The sequence below is a fragment of the Bradyrhizobium diazoefficiens USDA 110 genome, assembly GCF_000011365.1.
In the GTDB taxonomy this organism is placed as follows: Bacteria; Pseudomonadota; Alphaproteobacteria; order Rhizobiales; family Xanthobacteraceae; genus Bradyrhizobium; species Bradyrhizobium diazoefficiens.
In genome coordinates this window covers 3,497,806-3,520,840 of record NC_004463.1, presented here as the reverse complement: position 1 = coordinate 3,520,840, position 23,035 = coordinate 3,497,806, and the positions used below count along the sequence as shown (strand labels likewise).

Here is a 23,035-nt window from a genome sequence, read left to right as displayed (position 1 = left end):
GACGTCAAGCCAAAGATGAATTACGAGTCAGAATTCATCAAGGGAGGACATGAGGCCGCAACCGGCCCAAAACCCGCACAATGATCAACCTGTCGAGCTTTATCGCCTTTCATGCCCGGCGCACGCCGGAGCGGCCCGCGCTGAAATACCGCGGCGAGGAGATCTCCTACGCCGTCTTCGACGCGCGCATCCGGAAAGCGGCCGGCTGGCTGGCCGCGCAGGGCATTGGCGCCGGCGATGTCGTGGCCGTGCTGATGAAGAACAGCGCGGCGTTCCTGGAGCTGGTGTTCGCCACCAGCCATCTCGGCGCGGTTTTTCTGCCGATCAACTTCCGCCTCTCCCGTGACGAGGTCGGCTACATCGCCGGCAATGCCGGCGCGCGCCTTCTGATGGTCGATGAGGAATTGGCCGCGAACGCGGCGGGCGCGAAGATCGTCGTGCTGGACGAAGCCGCCCAGCAGAGCGTTACGCGTCTCGCGGGCGGCGCTGCGGCTGCGCCAATGCACGTCCGGGCGCCGTCCGACCTGATGCGGCTCATGTACACCTCGGGCACGACCGACCGCCCCAAGGGCGTGATGCTGTCTTACGATAATTTCTACTGGAAGTCCGCCGACCAGACCATCGCGCTGGGTCTCAGCGCCGAGACGCGCCTCCTCGTCGTCGGTCCGCTCTATCACGTCGGAGCACTCGACCTGCCCGGCATTGCCGTGCTCTGGCATGGCGGCTTCATCCGCATCGAACGCAATTTCGAACCGGAGACCGCACTTGCGGCCATCGCCGAAGACAGGCTCAACGCCGCCTGGTTCGCGCCGGTCATGACCACGGCGATGCTCACCTGCCCCACCCGCGATCGCTACGACGTCTCCAGCCTGACATGGGCGATCGGCGGCGGCGAGAAGACGCCGGAGCTGCGCATCCGCGCCTTCTCGGAATATTTCCGCAATGCGCGCTACATCGACGCCTATGGCCTCACCGAGACCGTCGGCGGCGACACCTTCATGGAGGCCGGCCGCGAGATCGAGAAGATCGGCTCGACCGGGCGCGCCATCGCCCATGTCGAGATCGAGATCCGCGACGAGGAGGGCAGGACGCTGCCGCCGAACGTCAACGGCGAGATCTGCCTGTGCGGGCCGAAGATCACCCGCGGCTACTGGAAGGACTCGGAGAAGACGGCTGCGGCTTTCTTCGGCGACTGGTTCCGCAGCGGCGACGTCGGCTATCTCGACGACGAGGGCTTTCTGTATCTGACCGATCGCAAGAAGGACATGATCATCTCCGGCGGCGAGAACATCGCCTCCTCCGAGGTCGAACGCGTCATCTACGAGCTATCAGAGGTGCGCGAGGTCGCGGTGATCGGCCTGCGCGATGCGCGCTGGGGCGAGCGGCCCGTCGCCATCGTCGTGCTGGCGGAAGGTGCGAGCCTCGAGCTCCCTGCCCTTACCGAACATTGCCGCGCGCGGCTGGCGAGTTTCAAGGTGCCGAAGCAGCTCGTCGTCCGCGACAGCCTGCCGCGCAACCCGAGCGGAAAGATCCTCAAGCGCGTGCTGCGCGCCGAGCTGGAGACGTCTGAATGACGCAAGCGAATGCCAAGGTCACAAAGCTCAACCGCGTCGAGCGCAACGCCTGGACCAAGCAGAAGATCTTTGACGCCGCGACCAAGGTCGTCGGCAAGCATGGTTATGCCGAAGCCTCCGTCGCCCGCATCACCGAGCAGGCCGGCGTCGCGCAAGGCACCTTCTACAACCATTTCGAGAACCGCCAGGAGCTGCTCGACCAGCTGCTGCCCAAGATCGGCCTCGACATGGTCGGGTTCATCCGCGCCCGCACCGGCACGGCGGATGCGGCGCGGCAGGAGATCGAGCGCTTCTCCGCCTTCTTCGACTTCATCCGCGAGGTGCCGGAATTCCTGCGCATCCTCAACGAGGCCGAATTTTTTGCCCCGATCGGCTACCAAAAACATCTCGACAACATCTCGGTCGCCTATGTCCGCATCCTGCGCCGCGCCCGCCTTGCGGGTGCGATCGAGGATTACAGCGACGAGGAATTCGAGGCGATCGTCCACATGCTGATGGGCGCGCGCGGTTATCTCAGCCGCCGCTACTCCTATTCGGAAGGCGGCGTCACCGCCGTGCCCGACCACGTCATCTCCGCCTATCGCAAGCTGATGACGCGCGGCCTGTTCAGTTCACCGGGAGATCAGGAAACGCCATGAACATCGCATCTCCCCACCACCCGCTCGACGTCGCCTCGGCGATCGCCGAAGGCGACATCCGCTGCCTCCTGATGGTGCTGGTGCACATGACCGGCGAGGCGCGCTGGCTCGAGCCGCCGTACTTGCCCAAGCGCGACATCCGCCTCATTCCCGATCCCGAAGCCGGCGTGCCGAAGGAGATCCAGGACGAAATCCGCGCCGCGGTGGTCAACCTCTTCGCCAATGGCTCGCCGCAGCCGGTCATTACCGACCCCGGCGAAGAGCTGCTCTTGAAGATGATGCGCGCCTGCCTCGGCGAGAACGTCGCGCCGGAATATGCGCCCCTGATGCGCGAGGAGATGGGCTTTGTGCCGCGCGAGACACGATGGACGACGCGTCCTTCCGACGACAAGCTCGCGGAGCAGCACGTTCTGATCGTCGGCGCCGGCGTCTGCGCCATCGCGCTCGGCGTGGCGCTCGGTCATCTCGGCATCCCCTACACCATCGTCGAGAAGAACGACGAGCTCGGCGGCACCTGGTGGATCAACCGCTATCCCGGCTGCGGCGTCGATACACCGAACCATTCCTATTCGTATTCGTTCGGCTCGCGCAACGCATGGACGCGGTACTTCTGCCAGCGCGAGGAGCTGCTCGGCTATCTCCTGAAGGTCGCCGATGAATACGGCATCCGCGAGCATTTGCGCGTCAACACCGAGCTGACCTCGTCGCGCTGGGACGAAGGCAAGAGGCGCTGGATTTCCACGCTCAGGACCAAGGACGGAGAAGAGACCTTCGAATCCACCGCGCTGGTCAGCGCGATCGGCCAGCTCAACGATCCCTCCCGCGCGCGCTTCAAAGGCGAAGAAAGCTTCAAGGGCACGATCCTGCATTCGGCGTTATGGTCCGGCGATATCGATCTGGACGGCAAGCACGTCGCCGTGATCGGCACCGGCGCGACCGCGATGCAGCTGGTGCCGGCGATTGCCGGCCGTGTTGCCTCGGTCACCGTCTATCAGCGCAGCGCGCAATGGGCGCGGCCGGTGAAGGGCTATTCCGACCCGATCAGCGAGGGTGCGCGCTGGCTGCTGGCGCATCTGCCGTTCTATGTGCAGTGGTATCGCTTCAACATGTTCTGGCGCTATGGCGACGGCCTGCTGCCGTTCCTGCGCAAGGACCCGGCCTGGCCGCATCCGGAGCGCGCCGTCAACAAGGGCAACGACCGCCACCGGCAGGAGCTGACCGACTTCATCCTCACCGAGCTGAAGGACCGCCCCGACCTGATCGAAAAATGCGTGCCGACCTATCCGCCTTACGGCAAGCGCATCCTGCTCGACAACAACTGGTTCAAGACGTTGACGCGACCGAACGTGGAGCTCGTCACCGACGCGATCGACCGTTTCGACCAGGGCGGCATCGTCACCGCGGACGGCAAGCGCCGCCCCGCGGATATCATCGCGGTCGCGACCGGCTTCAAGGTCACGGAGATGGCGGCGCGCCTGAACATCAGCGGCCGCAACGGCAAGAATTTGCGCGAGGCCTGGGGCAACGACAATCCGACCGCGTTCCTCGGCCTTACCGTGCCTGATTTCCCCAACTTCTTCTGCATGCTCGGCCCGAACTCAGGTCCCGCGCATGGCGGCAGCGTCATCTTCCAGTCGGAGTGCCAGAGCCGCTACATCTCGGCGTGCCTGGCCGACATGATCGAGCGCGATGTCGCAGCGATCGACGTCCGTCCGGACGTGCTCGACGATTACGTCCGCAAGGTCGACGCCGAGCACGAGGGCATGATCTGGACCCATCCGGGCATGACGACTTACTATCGCAACTCAAGCGGCCGCGTGTTTTCCGCGATGCCCTGGCGCTTCGTGGATTACTGGCGCATGACGCATGATCCGGATCTTGGGCAGTACAGGCTGACGAAGGCGTAGAGTTGATGGCGCCCACAACGCCGGCGCACCCTCTCTCCACGTCGTCATTGCGAGCGCAGCGAAGCAATCCAGAATCTTTGCGTGGAGATACTCTGGATTGCTTCGCTACGCTCGCAATGACGGAACTGGCGGCCCGTCTACGCCGCGAGCCCGGTCTCCACCGGAGCGAACTCCAGCCCGAGGCTTTCCGCGACCGCCTTGTTGGTGATGCGGCCACGGTGGACATTCAGGCCGTTGCGCAAATGCGGGTTCTCCAGCACCGCCGCAAAACCCTTGTTCGCGAGCATCAGGCCGAACGGCAGCGTCGCATTGTTCAGCGCCTGGCTCGACGTGACAGGCACCGCACCCGGCATGTTGGCGACGCAATAATGCACGACGCCGTCGACCTCGTAGGTCGGGTCCGTGTGCGTGGTCGCATGAGAGGTCTCGAAGCAACCGCCCTGGTCGATGGCGACGTCGACCAGCACCGCGCCCGGCCGCATCGATTTCAGCATCGCGCGCGTGACGAGTTTCGGCGCGCTCGCGCCCGGCACCAGCACCGCACCGATCACGACGTCGGCGGCAAAGACCTCCTCCTCGACCGCCTCGATGGTTGAAAACCGGGTGCGCACCCGTCCGAGAAAGACATCATCCAGCTCGCGCAGCCGGGGAATCGAGCGATCGATCACCGTGACCTCCGCGCCAAGGCCCGCGGCCATGCGCGCGGCCTGTGTTCCCACCACGCCGCCGCCGAGCACGACGACCCGCGCCGGCTGCACGCCGGGCACGCCGCCCAGCAAAAGCCCGCGACCGCCGGCCGACCGCTTGAGCGCGGCGCCAGCGGCCTCGATGGCGAGGCGGCCGGCGACTTCGCTCATCGGCGCAAGCAGGGGGAGGCGACCGGCCGCGTCGGTGACGGTTTCATAGGCGATCGCCGTACAGCCGGAGGCGAGCAAGCCCTTGGCCTGTTCGGGGTCCGGTGCAAGATGGAGGTAAGTAAACAGGATCTGGCTTTCGCGAAGCTGGGTCCATTCGCTCTTCTGCGGCTCCTTCACCTTCACGATCATGTCGGAGCTGGCGAAGACGTCGCGGGCGCTTCCGGCGATCTCCGCCCCTGCCCGCCGATAGACCTCGTCGGAGGCACCGATGCCGCTGCCGGCGCCGGTCTCGACCGTCACCTGATGCCCGGCCGCGACATATTCACGGACCGCGCCCGGGGTGAGCCCGACGCGATATTCCTGCACCTTGATCTCCTTGGGCACACCGACACGCATCCTGGGCTCCTTCCAACGTCTTGATTCACCTCGCCATGGTAGCGACGGGTCCAGTTTGGTTTCGTGCAAATATCAGCTAGTTTCGCGATCTCCGCGCCGGTTTCCGGCGCCGAAGTGCCCTTTCACGCTGGAAACGAAACATTGGCCCTCGACCGGAAAGACCTCGCCATCCTCGCGGAACTCACGACCAACGCGCGGGCCAGCCACACCGAGCTTGCCAACAAGGTCGGACTATCCAGCACGGCGCTGGCGCGGCGGCAGAAGGCGCTGGAGGACGACGGCTACATCCAGGCCTATCAGGCCGCGCTCGACCTGGCGCAGTTCGGCCTCACCACGACGGTGCTGGTGCGCATTGCGCTGGAGAGCCAGAGCGACGAGGCGCTGAAAGCGTTCGAGGCGGAGGTGGTGAAATGCCCCTCCGTCGTGCGTTGCTTCCTGATGTCGGGCACCGACGACTACATCCTGATCGTGCTCGCGCGCGACATCCAGGATTTCGAGCGCATCCACCGCACCGAGCTGTCACGCCTGCCGCGCGTCGCGCGGGTGCAATCGAGCTTTGCGCTGCGTGAAGTCGTCAACCGCGCCGTGCCGACGGTGGTGTTCAGCGAGGCCAAGCGGTAGCGGACTTCTCCCTCTCCCCGTTCTTACGGGAGAGGGCTTGGGGTGAGGGGCTGCACCCACAAAGGCGGTGATAGTCGGACTCGCGGAAGCTCCTCCTCACCCGAATTGCTGCGCAATCCGCCTCTCCCCGCAAGCGGGGAGAGGCGAAACGCCAGCCGCAGCTCCTGTCATCCAACTGTCATCGAATGTGCCGAGAGCTGTGTCTCCAGTACATTCGGGACAGACAATGGACTATTTCAAGCGCTTCAACTTCCTGTTCGCCGCACCCGTGTTCGACGCCGACGACCTCGAAGGCGTCCGCTTCAACCAGATCATCGAGGAAATCCAGCGCTCCGGCTTCGAGGTCGTCCGGGCCCGCAAGCTGGAGGACGCGGAGATCGCGGTGCAGACCGACGCCGCGATCGGCTGCATGGTGGTGGACTGGGGCAAGAAGGGCCTGGAGGGCAAGACCTCGGCGCTGATCAATTTGATGCGGCGCCGCGGCCTCGACTTCCCGATCATCCTGCTGATCCGGCGCAAGCGGTTCGAGGATCTGCCGGTCGAGGTGCTCGACTTCATCGACGGCTATGTCTTCCTCTCCGAGGAGACGCCGACCTTCATCGCCAAGAACCTGATCAGCCGGCTCAAGCAATATGCCGAGACGCTGAAGACGCCGTTCTTCGGCGCGCTGGTCGACTATGCCGAGGAAGGCAACCAGCTCTGGACCTGTCCGGGCCACAATGGCGGCGTGTTCTACAATCGCAGCCCGATCGGCCGGGTGTTCGTCGAGCATCTCGGCGAATCCGTGTTCCGCGACGACCTCGACAATTCCGTGCTCGACCTCGGCGACCTCCTTACCCATGAGGGCCCGGCGCTGAAGGCGCAGAAGGAGGCAGCGGCGATCTTCGGCGCGGAGAAGACCTATTTCGTGCTCAACGGCACCTCGACCTCGAACAAGGTCGCGCTCGGCGCGCTCGTCACCGACGGCGATCTCGTGCTGTTCGACCGCAACAACCACAAGGCCGCTCATCACGGCGCGCTGATGATCAATGGCGGCATCCCGGTCTACGTCCCGACCATTCGCAACGCCTGGGGCCTGATCGGCCCGATGCGCTGGGACGTGCTCGACGAGAAGGCGCTGCGCGAGGCGATCCGCAACCATCCGCTGGTTAGGGATCGCGACGCCTGGCGCAAGGAACGGCCGTTCCGCGTCGCCGTGGTCGAACAGTGCACCTATGACGGCTCGATCCACAGCGCCGAGATGATCCTGAAGCGCATCGGCCATCTCTGCGAATACATCCTGTTCGACGAGGCCTGGGCCGGCTTCATGAAATTCCACCCGCTCTATGCCGGCCGCTTCGCCATGGGCCTCGCGAACCTTCCCCCGGAAGCGCCCGGCATCATCGCGACGCAGTCGACCCACAAGCAACTCGCGAGCTTCTCGCAGGCCTCGCAAATCCACATCAAGGACCGTCACATCCGCGGCCAGAAGCGGCGCGTCGAGCATCGCCGCTTCAACGAAAGCTTCATGCAGCACGCTTCCACGTCACCGTTCTATCCGCTGTTCGCATCCCTCGACGTCGGCGCGCAGATGATGAAGGGGCGCTCCGGCGAAGTGCTGTGGGACGACACGATCCGGCTCGGCATCGAGCTGCGCAAGAAGATCCGCGCAATGCGGCGTGAGTTCGAGGAGAAGGAGCAGAACCCCGATCGGCGCTGGTTCTTCGAGCCCTTCGTCCCGGATCGCGTCGCCATCCCCGACGTCAGTCGCCCCGGCGCCGCCCACAATGTCGCCTGGGAGACGCTGTCCACCGACGAGCTCGCCACCAATCCCGCCTTGTGGCAACTCTCTCCGGATACCAACTGGCACGGCTTTCCCGATCTCGCGGAAGGCTTTGCCATGACCGATCCGAACAAGCTGACGCTGCTCACGCCTGGCTTCGATCGCACCACCGGCGCCTATGCCGAGCACGGCATCCCCGCCCCCGTCGTCGCGCAATATCTGCGCGAGAACCGCATCGTGCCCGAGAAGAACGACCTCAACTCCCTGCTCTTCCTGCTCACTCCCGGCGTCGAGGCGAGCAAGGCCGGCACGCTGATCTCCGGCCTCGTCGCCTTCAAGAGGCTGCACGACGACAATGCGTTGCTGGCGGACGCAATCCCGGAATTCTACCAGCGGCGGCAGGCGCGCTATGCCGGCGTGCGGCTGCGCGATCTCTGCGGCGACATGCACCGTTTCTTCCGCGCCGCCGATGTCAGCGCGCTCCAGGCGCGGCAGTTCATGCCCGAGCACATGCCTGAGATCGCGATGTCGCCCCGCGATGCCGCCCGCTATTTGTTCCGCAACGACGTCGACTATCTGCCGATCGAGGCGATCGCGGGCCGCATCGCCACCACGCCCTTCGTAGTCTATCCGCCCGGCATCGCCACCATCGTGCCCGGCGAGCGGCTGACGGAACGCGCCAAGCCCATGGTCGATTATCTCAAGATGTTCGAGACCTGCTTCAACACGTTCCCGGGCTTCGACGTCGAAATCCAGGGCGTCTACAAGGAGATCGATGCCCAGGGCCGTATCGGGCTCTATACTTACGTCGTTGCCGAGTAGGTGCCGATGAACGAGACAGCCGCAATCCGCGCGGATGACGAGCCGGTCCAGGTCCGCCCCTCGCGCGAGAGCGATGTCGAGGCGATGCTAGCGATCTACCGCCATCATGTCCGCAACGGCGTGCCGCGCGATGTCGAGGGAACCGGCGCGCCGGAGCCGGACGATCTGCGCGACCGGCGCAAGAACCTGAAGCAGACCCGCCTGCCGCATCTGGTCGCGACCTATCGCGGCGAGGTGGTCGGCTACGCCTATGCGGTGCTGTTCCGCAAGCGCCCGGCCTATCGCTACACCGCCAAACACTCGATCTACGTCCACCACGCGCATCTCGGCCGCGGCGTCGGACGGCTATTGCTCCAGGAGCTGGTCGATGTTTGTGCGGCGGCCGGCTTCCGCCAGATGATCGGCTATATCGACGCCGACAACGCGCCCTCGCTGGCGCTGCACGAAAAGTTCGGTTTCGCGCGCGCCGGCCTGCTCTGCGGCGTCGCCTACCGGCACGGCCGCTGGTCCGACACCGTCATGGTGCAACGCTCGCTCGGCGCGGGCGCAACCGCGCCGCCGCCGGCAACGGCACCCGGCCGGTAAGCCTTACGAGGGGAAGTCGGCCGGTCTGACGTGGATGCGATCGGCATGCAGCGACCAGTCACACAACGCCTGGTCCTTGCAAAACCGCGCCTTCGCCCGTTCCCTGGCCTCGTCCTCGTCGGCGGCGTCGATCTCGAGCGTGCCCTGGCAGACCTCGATCTGCCGGCCGTACTCCCCGAGCACGTCCTTCATGAACCTGACGACATAAGTGGACATGGGACCTCCTGCTGCCTCGGCAGCACTCTAATCCCATTTACCCGGTTTCGGGGAGGCAGATTTTGACCGGGATCAAGGCCGGCAACGGTTCCCGCCGCCGGTCCAGGCGTCGGTTCGATCCGTCAGCCGCCCCGCCCTGCCCAAAGCCTCGCGGAAGGCGCGCGCGACACGAGGCGCACGGGCCGACATCAATCATTACGTCGTGATATCGAGCAGCGACTCTGTCGTCTCGGCATAAGCTTGAATGACCTTCGCATTGGCAATGAAGCTGTACTTCGCGGTCACCAGTTCAACGAATTCGCCGGCGAGATCGACATTCGGCGCTGCGACCAGGCCGTCCTCGTTTGCGAAGGGAGCGCTCGGATCCGACTGTGCGATATAGCTCGGCGAAACCGCCGACACGGTCGCGACCGAACCGCCCGGCGTCGAGCCGCTCGATTGGGAGACCTGATCGACGCGCAGCGGCACATAAGCCGCGGGAAAGGTCGGACCAATGCCCGAACTGCCCGCACCGGCCGATGTGCTCGATCCGCCTGACGCAGGTAACGGGCCGGTCGTGCTGATATTGGCGATGTTGCTCGCGGCCACGCTCACGCGCAAACTCGCTGCAGAAAGTCCGGATGTGGCAATCGAAAATATGCTCATGGCCTTTCATCTACAGGACAAGAAATACGCGTTCCCTCACGCAATCGATAAGATGCACGACTTTGTATTCTCATCGCGGTAACCAATGATTGGAGCGCAATCGACCTTCGTGCGCGTCCCTACCCGGGCATCACGCCGAACGCCTGCTTGAAGCGCTCGGCGTAGCGCGGCCAGACCTCGGGATTGATGATGCGCGGCGGGCGCTTGCCGTCGAGCGTGTCCAGCACCTGCTCGGCGGCGATGCGGCCCATGTTCTGGCGCGCCTCGGTCGTCACGCCCGCGGTATGCGGGCTCGCCAGCACGTTGTCGAACTGGAGCAGCGGATGCTCGGGCGGCGGCGGCTCCTTGGACCAGACGTCGAGACCGGCCCCCGCAATGCGCTTGTCGCGCAGCGCCTGGAGCAGCGCGTCCTCGTCGTGGATGAAGCCGCGCGCGGTGGTGATGAAATAGGCATGCGGCTGCATCAGCGCGAATTCACGCACGCTGATCATGTTGCGGCTGCCCTTGTTGAGCGGGCAGGAGATCGAGACGAAGTCGGCGCGGCGCAGCAGCTCGTCGAGCTCGACCTTCTCGCCGCCGCGCTCGGCCATCACTTCGGCGGTTAGATACGGGTCATAGGCCAGCACCTTCATGCCGAGCAGGCCGTTGCACAGCGCGGCGATGCGGCGGCCGACATTGCCGAGGCCGATGATGCCGACGGTCTTGTGCTCGACCTCGTTGCCGACGAGGTCATTGCGATTGACGTCGCGCTCGCGGCGCAGGCGACGGTCGGACTGGATGATGCGCTTGGATAGCGTCAGCATCATCGCCAGCGCATGCTCGGCGACCGAATGGGCGTTGCCGCCGGACTGGTTGACGACCAGCACGCCCGCATCGGTACAGGCTTCGACGTCAACGGGATCGAAGCCCGCGCCGTTGCTGGAGACGAGCAGCAAATTCGGCGTCCGTTTCAGGAAGGCGGCATCGACATGGAAGTGCGGGGCGAGCTCGTCGCGGGCCGCGCCGATCTGGTAGACATGGGCGGCCGAGACGATCGGCGCATAGAAGTCTTCGGGGCTCTCGTTCTCGATGCGGTCGAGCCGGACGTCGGGTCGCGCCTTGAGGATGTCGATATAGATCGGATTGGCCAGATATTTGACGTAGAAGACGCGCTTGTTGTTGACGGACATCAGGACCCTTCCGGCTCTCTCGAGGAGGCCCACAAGGTCAGCGCGGCGCGCGCCCGTCCATGCCTTCCTCCCAATTTCTCATTGTCGCCGCTTATGACATGGCGGTGCCGGCCACGGCAGGCCGCCTGGCGCAGATCACGGTGCCGGCCCGGACATGTTGACAATCCCGCGGCCTGCGTCAAGTTCGGCGGATCGCCGCGACGGCCAGGGCAATGGCAAAGACCAAGAAGCATGCGCGGCCCAAGGAATACGCCAAGGGAGAGCGCAATGGCGATTGCGGAACAGCAGACCTCGACGCAGGGGTCCGGCGACGGGAGCTGGCACGGCATCGTCCTGCAGACCTTGAAGCGGAACGAGATCAGCCTGATCCCTTACGTGCCCGACCGCGTGCTGACGCCGCTGATCAAGAACCTGCATGCCGATCCCTTCTTCACCACCTTCGCCACCGCCCGCGAGGAGGAAGCCGTCGGCATCGTCTCGGGCGCCTGGATGGGCGGACGGCGCGGCGCGGTGCTGATGCAGACCTCGGGCTTTGCCACGCTCGCCAACGTGCTGGCCTCGCTCGCGGTGCCCTACCAGATCCCGCTGATCATGTTCGTGTCCGAGCGCGGCACGCTCGGCGAGTTCAACTACGGCCAGTCGCTGGTCTGCCGCACCATGCGCCCGGTGCTGGATTCGCTGGCGCTGGAGCATCACACCATCACCCGGCTCGACGAGCTTGAATTCATCGCCGACCGCTCGATCAAGCAGGCGATCACCACGCAGGCGCCGGTGGCCCTGATCCTCAACCCGCTGCTCACCGGCGGCAAGGTCTTCGACAAGTGAGGCCGGCCAAATGAGTTCAAACATGAACACGCGCAACACCAAGGTGATGAACCGCTTCGATGTCACCTCGCGCCTGATCGCAAAGCTCAAGCACGAGGAGGCCGTGATCGGCGGCATCGGCAATACCAATTTCGACCTCTGGGCCGCCGGCCACCGCCCGCAGAATTTCTACATGCTCGGCAGCATGGGGCTCGCCTTCCCGATCGCGCTCGGCGTTGCGCTGGCGCAGCCGAAGCGCCGCGTCTTCGCGCTCGAAGGCGACGGCTCGCTGCTGATGCAGCTCGGCGCACTCTCGACGATTGCGGCGTTGAAGCCGAAGAACCTGATCATGATCGTGATGGACAACGGCATCTACCAGATCACCGGCGCGCAGCCGACGCCGGCCGCTGACGTCGCCGATATCGTCGCCATCGCCGCCGGCTCGGGGCTCGCCAACAGCGCCTGGGCCGCGGACGAGGAGGATTTCGAGCGCCTGGTCGAGGAGGCCATGTCGGCCCCCGAGCCGAGCCTGATCGCGGTCCGCATCGACGACAAGCCGGGCGTCGGCACCACCCGGCGCGATCCCGTGCAGATCCGGGAGCGTTTCATGCAGGGCCTCGGCGTGCGCGAGCCACTTTAACGTTTCGTCATTAACTACACGGCGATCTGATCCGCAGCCCGCGCAGGCCCTGCAAAACCATGCTAAGCGGTGCGGATGTCCATTTTGGTTCGTGCCTTTGCCTGGCTGCTCGCTGCGGCCGTTGCCTTTGCAACCCTCGGTCCGCCCGGCCTGCGCCCCCATTCCGACCTCGGCCAGGACGGCGAGCATGCGCTCGCCTTCATCCTGGTCGGGCTGGCCTTCGGCCTCGCCTATCGGAAGCGACGCCTGGCAGCGGCGGCCGTCTCGGTCATCCTGATCGGCCTGCTCGAGCTGATGCAGTTCTGGACGCCGGGACGCCATGCACGGCTGGAGGATTTTCTGGTCGATGCCGCCACCGGCTGCGCCGGCTTCGCGCTCGCAGCCGCAGCCGATTGGGTCATGACACGGCTACGCCCGAGCGTATCCGTCACAAGCGAAGGCCCCGCGGAGTGACGCTCCGCAGGGCCCGTTTTCACTCAACGCTTATGCCGGTCAGTCGATGATCTTGACGACGCGGCGGGTCCGCGGCTCGACGATGACGCGGCGGTCGTTCACGACCGCATAGCGATATTCGGTGTAGTTCGGCACGGGACGCAGCACCACGGTCGGGGGCAGCGGCTCGCCGACCACGACGCGCTCGTGGATCACGACAGAGTCATCGCGCGGGATTCCGCCCAGGATCGCATTCGGGATTTCGAGGCCGGCGCCGACGGCCGCACCGACGGTGCCGCCGACCATCGCTCCGACCGGACCACCGATATCGCCGCCCGCACGCGCGCCGTTCCTCGCGCCCTCTTCGGTCGTCGACTGAGCAAAGGCCGCACTCGACGCCAGCAGCGACGCGGCAGCCAACGAAATCGCAAGACGGGTTTTCATGCGCTTATCTCTCCAGTGATTGTCATGCACTCCCAACCCGCGGGAGCGGACCATTGTTCCGGTTCCCGCGGGACGAAAGACAGGTCAAATCTGGAGAGTGTTCCCGCGTAACGCTTACGCCGCGGCGATCTCGTGCCCCGCCATCAGTTCCAGCGCGCGCACCATCGCCGAATGATCCCAGCCCTTGCCGCCATGCGCGGTGCAGGATGAGAACAATTGCTGCGCCACCGCTGTGCTCGGCAGCGACAGTCCGAGCGAGCGAGCGCCTTCGAGCGCGAGATTGAGATCCTTCTGGTGCAGCTCGATGCGGAAGCCGGGATCGAAATTGCGCTTTACCATGCGCTCGCCATGCACTTCGAGAATCCGCGACGAGGCAAAGCCGCCCATCAGCGCCTTGCGCACCAGCGCGGGGTTCGCCCCGGCCTTCGATGCGAACAGCAGCGCTTCGCTCACCGCCTCGATCGTCAGCGCGACGATGATCTGATTGGCGACCTTCGTGGTCTGTCCGTCGCCATTGGCGCCGACATGCGTGATGTTCTTGCCCATCCTGTCGAAGATCGGCTTCATGGTGCCAAAGGCCCGCTCCGGCCCGCCGACCATGATGGTGAGGCTCGCAGCTTTCGCCCCGACCTCCCCGCCCGATACTGGCGCATCGAGATAGTCCGCACCCAGCGCCTCGATCTTCTTGGCAAACTCCTTCGTCGCCAGCGGCGAGATCGAGCTCATGTCGACGACGATCTTACCCTTGGAGATGCCGCTCGCGACGCCGTCCTTGCCGAACAGCACAGCCTCAACATGCGGCGTATCCGGCACCATGATGATGACGGCATCCGCCTCCTCCGCGACCTCCCTGCCCGACTTGCAGGCGATGCCGCCCGCCGCGATCAGCTCGGGCGACACCGGCGCAACGTCGTGCAGGAGCACGCGATGGCCCGCGGCCAGAAGATGGCCGGCCATCGGCCGTCCCATGGTGCCAAGTCCGATAAAGCCGATGTCGATCATGTCTAATTTTCCTCAGGTCTCGAATGTCTGCGCCGCGTGCCAGGACAGGCCTTCCAGCGTCGTGGTGCGCGGCTTGTATTCGCAGCCGATCCAGCCGCGATAGCCGATCGCGTCGAGGTGGCGGAACAGGAAGGGGTAGTTGATCTCGCCGGTGCCCGGCTCGTGACGGCCGGGATTGTCGGCGAGCTGGATGTGGGCGATCTGCGGGAGATATTCCTGCATGGTGCGGGCGAGATCGCCCTCCATGATCTGCATGTGGTAGACGTCGTACTGGATGAACAAATTGTTCGACCGCACCTCAGAGATGAGCTGCACCGCCTGCTCGGTGCCGTTGAGATGGAAGCCGGGAATGTCGAGCGTGTTGATCGGCTCGACCAGCAGCCTGATGTTCTCCCGCGCCAGCGTCGAGGCGGCAAAGCGTAGATTGCCGACCAGGGTCTCGTTGAGCTCGCGCGGATCGGCATCGGCGGGCGCGATGCCGACGAGGCAGTTGAGCTGGTCGCAATCGAGCGCCTTGGCATAATCGATGGCGCGGAACACGCCGTCGCGGAATTCGGCGGTGCGATCCGGCAGGATCGCGATGCCGCGCTCGCCCCCGGCCCAATTGCCGGCCGGTAGATTGTGCAGCACCTGCGTCAGCCCGTGGGCCTCGAGCTGCTCTCGGAGCTGCGCCTTGTCGAAATCATAGGGGAAGAGATATTCGACCCCGGCAAAGCCCGCCGCTTTCGCCGCGGCGAAGCGGTCGAGGAACGGCATCTCGTTGAAGAGCATGGTGAGGTTGGCGGCAAACTTCGGCATGATGCTGTCCCCTATTCCGCCGGCTGAAGCACGCCGGGCCGCTTGGTCCCGACCTCGTCGAGGGCCAGGTCCAGCACCTCCTCGAACTCGACGATGTTGTCGATCTCCGTCCCCATCGCGATGTTGGTGACGCGTTCGAGGATGAACTCGACCACCACGGGCACGCGGTGCTTCGCCATCAGCTCGCGCGCCGTCGCAAACGCGGCCTGCGAGTCCTTGGGATCGGTGACGCGGATCGCCTTGCAGCCGAGGCCTTCGGCGACGGCGACATGGTCGACACCGTAGCCGCCGAGCTCGGGCGCGTTGATGTTCTCGAACGAGAGCTGGACGTGGTAGTCCATGTCGAAGCCGCGCTGGGCCTGGCGGATCAGGCCGAGATAGGAATTGTTCACGACGACGTGGATGTAGGGCAGGTTGAACTGCGCCCCGACCGCGAGCTCCTCGATCAGGAACTGGAAATCGTAATCGCCTGACAGCGCGACGATGTCGCGATCCGGGCAGGCCGCGCGCACGCCGAGCGCCGCGGGCAGCGTCCAGCCCAGCGGCCCCGCCTGCCCCGCATTGATCCAGTTGCGCGGCTTGTAGACGCCGAGGAACTGCGCACCCGCGATCTGCGACAGGCCGATCACGGTGACATAGGTGGTGTCGCGGCCGAACGCCTTGTTCATCTCCTCGTAGACGCGCTGCGGCTTGATCGGGACGTTGTCGAAATGGCTCTTGCGCAGCATCGAGCGCTTGCGATCGCGGCAGGCCGCGGGCCACGCCTGGCGCTCGCGGAGCCTGCCTGACCGGCGCCACTCCCTGGCGACGGCGACGAAGAGCTCGAGCGCAGCCTTGGCGTCCGAGACGATGCCGAGATCGGGATTGAACACCCGCCCGATCTGCGTCGGCTCGATGTCGACATGCACGAAGGTGCGGCCCTTGGTGTAGGTCTCGACCGAGCCGGTGTGGCGGTTGGCCCAGCGGTTGCCGATGCCGAGCACGAAATCCGATTCGAGCATCGTGGCGTTGCCGTAGCGGTGACTGGTCTGAAGGCCGACCATGCCGGCCATCAGCACGTGATCGTCGGGGATCGCGCCCCACCCCATCAGCGTCGGCACGACCGGCACATTGGCGATCTCGGCGAATTCGACCAGGAGGTCCGAGGCGTCCGCGTTGATGATGCCGCCGCCCGCCACGATCAGCGGCCGCTCGGCCGCGTTGAGCATCTCCAGCGCCTTCTCGACCTGCTTGCGGGTCGCGGCCGGCTTGTAAACCGGCAGCGGCTCATAGGTCTCGTCGTCGAACTCGATCTCGGCGAGCTGCACGTCGAGCGGCATGTCGATCAGCACCGGCCCCGGCCGCCCTGAGCGCATGACGTGAAACGCCTGGCTGAACACCCGCGGCACCAGCGCCGGCTCGCGCACGGTGACCGCCCATTTGGTCACGGGCTTTGCGATCGACTCGATATCGACCGCCTGAAAATCCTCCTTGTAGAGCCGCGCCCGCGGCGCCTGCCCGGTGATGCAGAGGATCGGAATCGAATCGGCGATCGCCGAATAGAGCCCGGTGATCATGTCGGTGCCGGCCGGCCCCGACGTACCGATGCAGACCCCGATATTGCCGGCCTTCGCCCGCGTATAGCCCTCGGCCATGTGCGAGGCGCCCTCGACATGACGCGCCAGGATATGGCGGATCGAGCCGCGCTTCTTCAACGCCGAGTAAAGCGGATTGATCGCGGCTCCTGGAACGCCGAAGGCAGTCGAGATGCCTTCCTTCTCCAGAATTCGCACGGCCGCATCGATAGCTCGCATCTTCGCCATATCGGACCTCGCTCAAGTTGCGTCAGCGAGCGAGATCATCGGGCGCGCAAGGTGCGATCTCAACGAGATCGATTTTATTTTCCACGATGCGGCAGCCGTGGAAAAATCGTGGGCGTGTCAATCAGTTAGATCGAGATATCCGTGAAAGCGCTTCACTCGAACAGCGGCGCCAGCTCCATCTGCGGCACCAGCACGAGGCCCTTGTCGGTGATGCGAATTTCCGGAATGACCGATAGCGGAATCAGATTGAAGCCCATGTAGGGGATGGTGCAACCGGCTTCCGCCCATTCCTTCTTCAGCACCTTGACCTCCTCGGCCACCTCCGTGACACGCTTGTCGGACAACAGCCCCGCGATCGGCAGCGGCACCAGCGCTCTCACCTTGCCGTCGGCGACGACGCAGACAGCGCCCTGGTGCTCCTTGATCGCCGCGATCGCGACCTGCATGTCGGGTTCGTTGGTTCCGGCAACGATGATGTTGTGGCTGTCGTGCCCGACGCTGGAGGCGACCGCGCCGCGCTTCAGGCCAAAATCCTTCAGCAGGCCATAGGCGACATTGCCGGCCGATTTGCCGTGGCGCTCGACGACGGTGACGAAGCACAGGCCGTAGCGTGCGAACAGCGTCGGCCAGTCCTTGGCCGGCTCGATTGCGACTTTCTCGTGGATCAAGGTGATGCCCGGCAGCGCGGTCTTGATGGCGTTGACGGTGCAGGCTTTCGCCGGCAGCTCCGGCGTCAGCTTGACCTTCTCCGGGAGCTTCACGGTCGCATAGGCCGCCTTCGGATATTGATAGCGCTGCGACAGCGCCTGATCGAGCCGAGGCGTGATCTTGCCGTGCTCGACCACAAGCTCGCCGCCATACCAGGTGCATTGCGGCTTGAGCTGATCGTCCATCAGCACGAGATCGGCGCGGCGGCCGCCGCCGAGCCCGCCGATATCGCCCTCCATGCCGAAGCGGGTGGCGCCGTGCAGCGAGCCCATCGACCAGGCCTGTTCGGGCGACATGCCCGCCTTCACCGCCTCGCGCACCACCCAGTCGAGGCCGAACAGCAGGAGATCGTCGGCGTCGCGGTCGTCGGTGCACACGGCGGTGCGCTTGTGCGAGGCCCCGAGCTCGGTGATCGTCCGGATCGCTTGCGGCAGCGAGTGCCAGGGCGTGGTCGGCGGGCCGCCGCGCAGGAACACCCAGACGCCGGCGTCGAGCAGATCGTCGGCGATGTCGCGGTCGATCGCCTCATGGGTGTCGGTGACGCCGCTCGCCGCATAGGCCGCGACGAATTCACGGCCGTAGACGTGGCCGGACACCGGGCGTCCGCGCTTCAAGGCGGCGGCGAGGATGGCGTGGCTCCGCTCGTCGCCCATGGTCACCGGCACGAAATCCATCTTCTCGCCGAGCGCCACCGCCTCGGGCCAACGGTCGAACAGGCCAGCGATCTTGTCGGGCGTGAGGTCGCCGCCTGCGGTCTCAAGCTCCGCCGACGTGGCCGGGACGGTCGACGGCACCGTCAAAAAGATCGAGAGCGGCGCCTGCCGCGCGTCCTCCAGCATCGCCTCGACGCCGGCGACGTCCATGACGTTGCCGATCTCGTGGCTGTCGCAGAAGATGGTGGTGGTACCGTTCAGCAGTGCGGCCTCGGCGTAGGCGCAGGCCGTCACCATCGAGGATTCGATGTGGATATGCGGATCGACCAGCCCCGGCGCGATGATCGCGCCGGCCGCGTCGTAGAGGGCAACACCGCTCCACGCCTTCCTGGCCGTTCCAGCCGGCTTGACCGCGGCGACACGGCCGCCGGTGATCCAGACCTCGCGGTTCGCGTGGATGCGCTCCGAATAGGTCGAAAGCACTCGGGCCCCCGTGACCACGAGATCCGGCGCGACGCGCGCGGAGGCGACATCGGCCAGACGCCGGGTCATCGAATGCAGCGGTGCGACGGCGAAGCGGGTAAGTCTGGTCATCGGGACCCTCGCGTGGCGTTACGGCCCAGCGATGGTTACGCCCCGCGCCATAGCGGGCAAGCGCAAATATAACGGCAGGCCCTGCTTACGCCTTAGGCGCCGAGCCGCCCGTCGCCGCCCTTGCAGGCCTGCGCGGGTTCCGCCTTCTCGGCGGCGCTGCGGCAGCGGGCTTGACCCGAATCCGCATCGAGCGGCCCTTTGACTCGTCGATCTCGAACGAGTTGGTCTTGCGCACGAGGTCGCTCAGCTTGCGGAACCCGAACGTCCTCGGATCGAAATCGGACGCCAGATTGGCGAGCTGCCGTCCGACTTCCCCGAGCGCGACCCAGCCGTCCTCGCTCTCCATCTGGGTGATGACCTTCTTGATGATGGGGGTCGCTGCATCAAGCGGCTGAAGCGACGTCGATCTTGCGGCGGCGTCCTGGTTGGTCGTCGGGGCGGCAAGCAGGTTCTCGGTGTAGACGAACCTTCGGCAGGCCTGCCTGAAGCTTTCCGGCGTCTTCTGCTCGCCGAACCCGAAGACGTCGACGCCCTGTTCCCGGATGCGGGCGGCCAGACGGGTAAAGTCGCTGTCGGATGACACCAGGCAGAAGCCGTCGAACCGGCCGCTGTGGAGCAGGTCCATGGCGTCGATGACCAGGGTGATGTCGGACGCGTTCTTTCCCGTCGTATAGGCGAATTGCTGCTGCGGGATGATGGCGTGCTTCGACAGAATATCAGCCCACCCCTTGGACCGCGAGCTGGAGAAGTCGCCATAGATGCGGCGAACGCTGGCTTCGCCGATCTTGGCAATCTCCTCGAACAGGCCATCCGCGATCTTTGCGGAGGCGTTGTCGGCATCGATCAGGACGGCGAGACGGGGCGAGCGAAGTTCCGACGGCATGGCGTTTCCTCAACGAGCTGGACGCAGCATTCAAGGACGCGCGCGCCGGGACGGCTAGTCCTCATTCGCCTTGAAGCGCCCCATCCCCTTCAGCACGAACGGGGCCAGCAGCGCAACCAGCGCGATGACGAGCAGCGTCGCCGAGATCGGGCTCTGGAGCAGCGTCATGGGATCGCCGAGGCTGATCGCGAGCGCCCTGCGCAACTGGCTCTCGGCGATCGGGCCGAGGATCAGGCCGACGACGACGGGCGCGATCGGAAAGTCGAACCGGCGCATCAGGAAGCCGAGCACGCCGAAGCCCGCCAGCATCGACAATTCGACCACCGACGGCTTGGCCGCGATGGTGCCCATGGTCGCGAACACGAGGATGCCGGCATAGAGCCACGGCTGCGGGATCGCGAGCAACCGCACCCACAGCCCGACCAGCGGCAGGTTGAGCACCAACAGCATGCAATTGGCGATGAAGAGGCTCGCGATCAGGCCCCACACGAGGTCCGGCCGCTCGGCGAACAGCAGCGGCCCCGGATTGAGGCCGTATTGCTGGAAGCCCGCCAGCATCATCGCGGCCGTCGCCGAGGTCGGCAATCCCAGCGTCAAGAGCGGCACCAGCGTTCCGGCGGCCGAGGCGTTGTTGGCGGCCTCCGGTCCCGCGACGCCTTCGATCGCGCCCTTGCCGAATTCTTCCGGGTGCTTGGTCAGCCGTTTCTCGGTCGAATAGGACAGGAAGGTCGGGATCTCCGCGCCGCCCGCCGGCAGCGCACCGATCGGGAAGCCGAACATGGTGCCGCGCAGCCACGGCTTCCATGACCGCTTCCAGTCTTCCTTCGTCATCCACAGCGAGCCGCGCACCGGCTCGAGCTTCTCCTCGGTGTGGTGGCGGCGCGATGCGACGTAGAGCGCCTCGCCCAGCGCGAACAGGCCGACCGCGAGCGTCGTCACCTCGACGCCGTCGAGCAGTTCGGGGACGCCGAACGCCAGCCGCGCCTGACCGGTCAGCTTGTCGATGCCGACGAGGCCGAGCGTCAGGCCGATGAACAGGCTGGTGAGGCCGCGGACCGGGGAATCGCCGAAGGTCGCCGACACCGTGACGAAGGCGACGCACATCAGCGCGAAATAGTCCTCGGGGCCGAAGCGCACGGCGAAATCGACCAGCCAGGGCGCGAGAAAGGCAAGCCCGATGGTGGCGATGGTGCCGGCGACGAAGGAGCCGATCGCGGAGGTCGCGAGCGCCGGCCCGCCGCGGCCGGCCTTGGCCATCTTGTTGCCTTCGAGCGCGGTCGCCATCGAGGCGCTCTCGCCCGGCGTGTTGATCAGGATCGCGGTGGTCGAACCGCCATACATGCCGCCATAATAGATGCCGGCAAACATGATCAGCGAGCCGCCGGGATCGAGCTTGTAGGTCACCGGCAACAGCAGCGCGACCGTCAATGCCGGGCCGATGCCGGGCAGCACGCCGACGGCGGTGCCCAGGAATACGCCGATCAGCGCATAGAGCAGATTCATCGGCTGGACGGCGACCGCCATGCCGTGCGCCAGCGCGGCGAAGGTGTCCATCACAGCAGTCGCTCCAGGGGGCCAGCGGGAAGGCTCAGCGTCAACAGCCGGTCGAACGCGAGATAGATGAGGGTCGACATCACGAGCGCGATGACGGAATCGACAAGGACGGCACGGCGTCCGAACGCCGCCGACGTCGTGACGAACAGCGCCGACGTCGCCAGGATGAAGCCGCCGCCGAAGCCGATGATGGCGATCAGCAGCGCAAGGCCGGCGAGGATCAAGACCACAGGCACGGGATCGGCGCTCTCGCGCGCCGGCAGGTTGCCGCGCAGCGCGTCGATGAGATTGCCGATCGCGAGCAGCGCGAGGCCGGTGGCGATCACCACCGGCATCGCCTCCGGCCCCATCCCGTACATCGTGGTGGATTGCAGGCCGCGCGCGTCCCAGACCAGCACCGCGGCAAGACCTGCGAGCAGTGCAGCGATGACGACGCCGGCGCGATCGACGCGCCGCGGCGGCTGGGCGGGATCGCCTGAGGTCATGACTTGACCAGGCCGACCGACCTCAGCACGTCGGTGACGCGCACCGTTTCCTTCTTCAGGAAGTCGGCGAAAGCGTCGCCGCCGAGATAGGCGTCCTCCCAGCCCTTCTGCTTGAGGATGTCCTTCCAGGCGTCCGACTTCACCATCTTCTCGACCGCATCGCCTAGGGTTTTGCGCTGCTCCGCGGTGATGCCGGGAGGCGCGACCACCGAGCGCCAGTTGGCGATCACGAGGTCGATGCCCTGCTCCTTGAAGGTCGGGATGTCGCTGCCCGCGATGCGCTTCTCCGAGGTCACGCCGATTGCGCGCAGCTTGCCGGATTTGATCTGCCCTTCATATTCGCTCATCCCCGAAATGCCCGCGGTGACCTTGCCGCCGAGGATCGCCGCCAGAGACTCGCCGCCGCCGGAGAACGGGATGTAGTTGATCTTCTTCGCATCGGCGCCGACGGCGCCGGCGAACAGTGCCGCCATGACATGGTCGACGCCGCCGGCCGAGCCGCCGGCGAAGGTCACCTTGGCGATATCGGCCTTCACCGCAGCGGCGAGATCCTGCGCCGTCTTGATCGGCGAATTCGCGGGCACCACGATCACCTGGATTTCCTCGGTGAGGCGCGCGATCGGCGTCACCTGCTCGAGCGTCACCGGCGACTTGTTCATGGCGAGCGCGCCGACCATGACGAAGCCGTTGACCATCAGCTGGTTGCCGTCGCCCTTGGCGCCGTTGACGAACTGCGCGATGCCGACGCTGCCGCCGGCGCCAGGAACGTTGGTGACCTGCACGCTGCGCGCGACGCCCGCGGCGACAAGCGCCTGCTGCATCGAGCGCGCGGTCTGGTCCCAGCCCCCGCCCGGTGCCGCCGGCGCCATCAGCTTGAGCTCGAGCTGCTGGGCAAGGCTCGGCGTGGCTGCCGCAAGGGTCAGCGCAACGGCTGCGCCGACAAGGCGCGCGGGAAATCGAAACATGAGGGCATTCTCCAGGCTCGTGCGGACGTTGCTGATCAGCTGCCGCATTGTGTCGTTTGGTCGCATATCAGCCAAAACG

The 23,035-nt window shown here is 65.6% G+C and carries 22 protein-coding genes; 9 read left to right on the top strand and 13 right to left on the bottom strand.

The features are described 5' to 3' along the window. Positions 1-80: 80 nt before the first annotated feature. From BJA_RS15795 to BJA_RS15785, 3 genes are read left to right on the top strand one after another with little or no spacing between them, the layout of a single operon-like run. The gene (locus tag BJA_RS15795; protein ID WP_011085966.1) at positions 81-1,574 is read left to right on the top strand and encodes an AMP-binding protein; all 1,494 of its coding nucleotides are present in this window, start codon (positions 81-83) and stop codon (positions 1,572-1,574) included. Beyond that, positions 1,571-2,212, top strand: a complete 642-nt coding sequence (locus tag BJA_RS15790; protein ID WP_011085965.1) for a TetR/AcrR family transcriptional regulator — start codon at positions 1,571-1,573, stop codon at positions 2,210-2,212. The genes BJA_RS15795 and BJA_RS15790 overlap by 4 nt, the downstream gene beginning before the upstream one ends. After that, positions 2,209-4,119, top strand: a complete 1,911-nt coding sequence (locus BJA_RS15785; protein WP_011085964.1) for a flavin-containing monooxygenase — start codon at positions 2,209-2,211, stop codon at positions 4,117-4,119. Before BJA_RS15790 ends, BJA_RS15785 begins: the two co-directional genes overlap by 4 nt. 137 nt (positions 4,120-4,256) lie before the next feature. Here the strand turns inward: BJA_RS15785 and ald are convergent, their stop codons facing one another. Next, the gene (gene ald / locus BJA_RS15780) at positions 4,257-5,372 is read right to left on the bottom strand and encodes an alanine dehydrogenase (RefSeq protein WP_011085963.1); all 1,116 of its coding nucleotides are present in this window, start codon (positions 5,370-5,372) and stop codon (positions 4,257-4,259) included. 141 nt (positions 5,373-5,513) lie between these two features. Between ald and BJA_RS15775 the strand changes: the two genes are divergently transcribed. The 3 genes from BJA_RS15775 (at position 5,514) to BJA_RS15765 (ending at position 9,162) form a co-directional block, all read left to right on the top strand. Continuing rightward, positions 5,514-5,993 carry an Lrp/AsnC family transcriptional regulator gene (locus BJA_RS15775; protein WP_028172194.1) on the top strand — a complete coding sequence of 160 codons (480 nt, stop codon included), beginning with the start codon at positions 5,514-5,516 and terminating at the stop codon, positions 5,991-5,993. A 226-nt stretch (positions 5,994-6,219) separates the two neighbouring features. Next, on the top strand, positions 6,220-8,577 hold the full coding sequence (locus BJA_RS15770) for an Orn/Lys/Arg decarboxylase N-terminal domain-containing protein (protein ID WP_038966057.1): 2,358 nt from the start codon (positions 6,220-6,222) through the stop codon (positions 8,575-8,577). Between the two features lie 6 nt (positions 8,578-8,583). Continuing rightward, positions 8,584-9,162, top strand: a complete 579-nt coding sequence (locus BJA_RS15765) for a GNAT family N-acetyltransferase (protein WP_028172196.1) — start codon at positions 8,584-8,586, stop codon at positions 9,160-9,162. A 3-nt stretch (positions 9,163-9,165) separates the two neighbouring features. Here BJA_RS15765 and BJA_RS15760 read toward each other — a convergent pair whose 3' ends face one another. From BJA_RS15760 to BJA_RS15750, 3 genes are all read right to left on the bottom strand, one after another. After that, positions 9,166-9,378 (bottom strand): hypothetical protein, encoded by a 213-nt coding sequence (locus tag BJA_RS15760; protein ID WP_028172197.1) that lies wholly within the window; start codon positions 9,376-9,378, stop codon positions 9,166-9,168. A gap of 195 nt (positions 9,379-9,573) precedes the next feature. Next, the gene (locus tag BJA_RS15755) at positions 9,574-10,023 is read right to left on the bottom strand and encodes a flagellar basal body rod protein FlgC (protein ID WP_011085958.1); all 450 of its coding nucleotides are present in this window, start codon (positions 10,021-10,023) and stop codon (positions 9,574-9,576) included. Between the two features lie 119 nt (positions 10,024-10,142). Continuing rightward, the gene (locus tag BJA_RS15750; RefSeq protein ID WP_038966058.1) at positions 10,143-11,192 is read right to left on the bottom strand and encodes a hydroxyacid dehydrogenase; all 1,050 of its coding nucleotides are present in this window, start codon (positions 11,190-11,192) and stop codon (positions 10,143-10,145) included. A gap of 267 nt (positions 11,193-11,459) precedes the next feature. On the opposite strand from BJA_RS15750, the gene BJA_RS15745 reads away from it, so the two are divergent. From BJA_RS15745 to BJA_RS15735, 3 genes are all read left to right on the top strand, one after another. Then, positions 11,460-12,017, top strand: coding sequence for a thiamine pyrophosphate-binding protein (locus BJA_RS15745; RefSeq protein ID WP_028172200.1), 558 nt, complete (start codon positions 11,460-11,462; stop codon positions 12,015-12,017). 10 nt (positions 12,018-12,027) lie between these two features. Continuing rightward, positions 12,028-12,636, top strand: a complete 609-nt coding sequence (locus BJA_RS15740) for a thiamine pyrophosphate-dependent enzyme (RefSeq protein ID WP_011085955.1) — start codon at positions 12,028-12,030, stop codon at positions 12,634-12,636. A 75-nt stretch (positions 12,637-12,711) separates the two neighbouring features. Next, positions 12,712-13,089, top strand: a complete 378-nt coding sequence (locus BJA_RS15735) for a VanZ family protein (RefSeq protein WP_038966059.1) — start codon at positions 12,712-12,714, stop codon at positions 13,087-13,089. Positions 13,090-13,128: 39 nt separating this feature from the next. Here BJA_RS15735 and BJA_RS15730 read toward each other — a convergent pair whose 3' ends face one another. The 9 genes from BJA_RS15730 to BJA_RS15690 form a co-directional block, all read right to left on the bottom strand. Then, positions 13,129-13,512, bottom strand: coding sequence for a DUF1236 domain-containing protein (locus BJA_RS15730; protein WP_028172203.1), 384 nt, complete (start codon positions 13,510-13,512; stop codon positions 13,129-13,131). Between the two features lie 114 nt (positions 13,513-13,626). Continuing rightward, a complete protein-coding gene (locus BJA_RS15725; protein WP_011085952.1) occupies positions 13,627-14,514 on the bottom strand; it encodes a 2-hydroxy-3-oxopropionate reductase in 888 nt (295 codons plus the stop codon). A gap of 12 nt (positions 14,515-14,526) precedes the next feature. After that, positions 14,527-15,312 carry a hydroxypyruvate isomerase gene (gene hyi, locus BJA_RS15720; RefSeq protein ID WP_011085951.1) on the bottom strand — a complete coding sequence of 262 codons (786 nt, stop codon included), beginning with the start codon at positions 15,310-15,312 and terminating at the stop codon, positions 14,527-14,529. An 11-nt stretch (positions 15,313-15,323) separates the two neighbouring features. Next, positions 15,324-17,114, bottom strand: a complete 1,791-nt coding sequence (gene gcl / locus BJA_RS15715; RefSeq protein ID WP_011085950.1) for a glyoxylate carboligase — start codon at positions 17,112-17,114, stop codon at positions 15,324-15,326. 152 nt (positions 17,115-17,266) lie between these two features. Next, entirely contained in the window at positions 17,267-19,069 is a 1,803-nt protein-coding gene (locus BJA_RS15710; protein ID WP_011085949.1) for an adenine deaminase C-terminal domain-containing protein, read from the bottom strand. An 85-nt stretch (positions 19,070-19,154) separates the two neighbouring features. After that, on the bottom strand, positions 19,155-19,952 hold the full coding sequence (locus tag BJA_RS15705; protein WP_011085948.1) for an NYN domain-containing protein: 798 nt from the start codon (positions 19,950-19,952) through the stop codon (positions 19,155-19,157). A 54-nt stretch (positions 19,953-20,006) separates the two neighbouring features. Next, positions 20,007-21,506, bottom strand: coding sequence for a tripartite tricarboxylate transporter permease (locus BJA_RS15700; RefSeq protein WP_028172209.1), 1,500 nt, complete (start codon positions 21,504-21,506; stop codon positions 20,007-20,009). Then, positions 21,506-21,991 (bottom strand): tripartite tricarboxylate transporter TctB family protein, encoded by a 486-nt coding sequence (locus BJA_RS15695; RefSeq protein WP_011085946.1) that lies wholly within the window; start codon positions 21,989-21,991, stop codon positions 21,506-21,508. Before BJA_RS15695 ends, BJA_RS15700 begins: the two co-directional genes overlap by 1 nt. After that, positions 21,988-22,956 (bottom strand): Bug family tripartite tricarboxylate transporter substrate binding protein, encoded by a 969-nt coding sequence (locus BJA_RS15690; protein WP_038966067.1) that lies wholly within the window; start codon positions 22,954-22,956, stop codon positions 21,988-21,990. The genes BJA_RS15695 and BJA_RS15690 overlap by 4 nt, the downstream gene beginning before the upstream one ends. Positions 22,957-23,035: the final 79 nt, after the last annotated feature.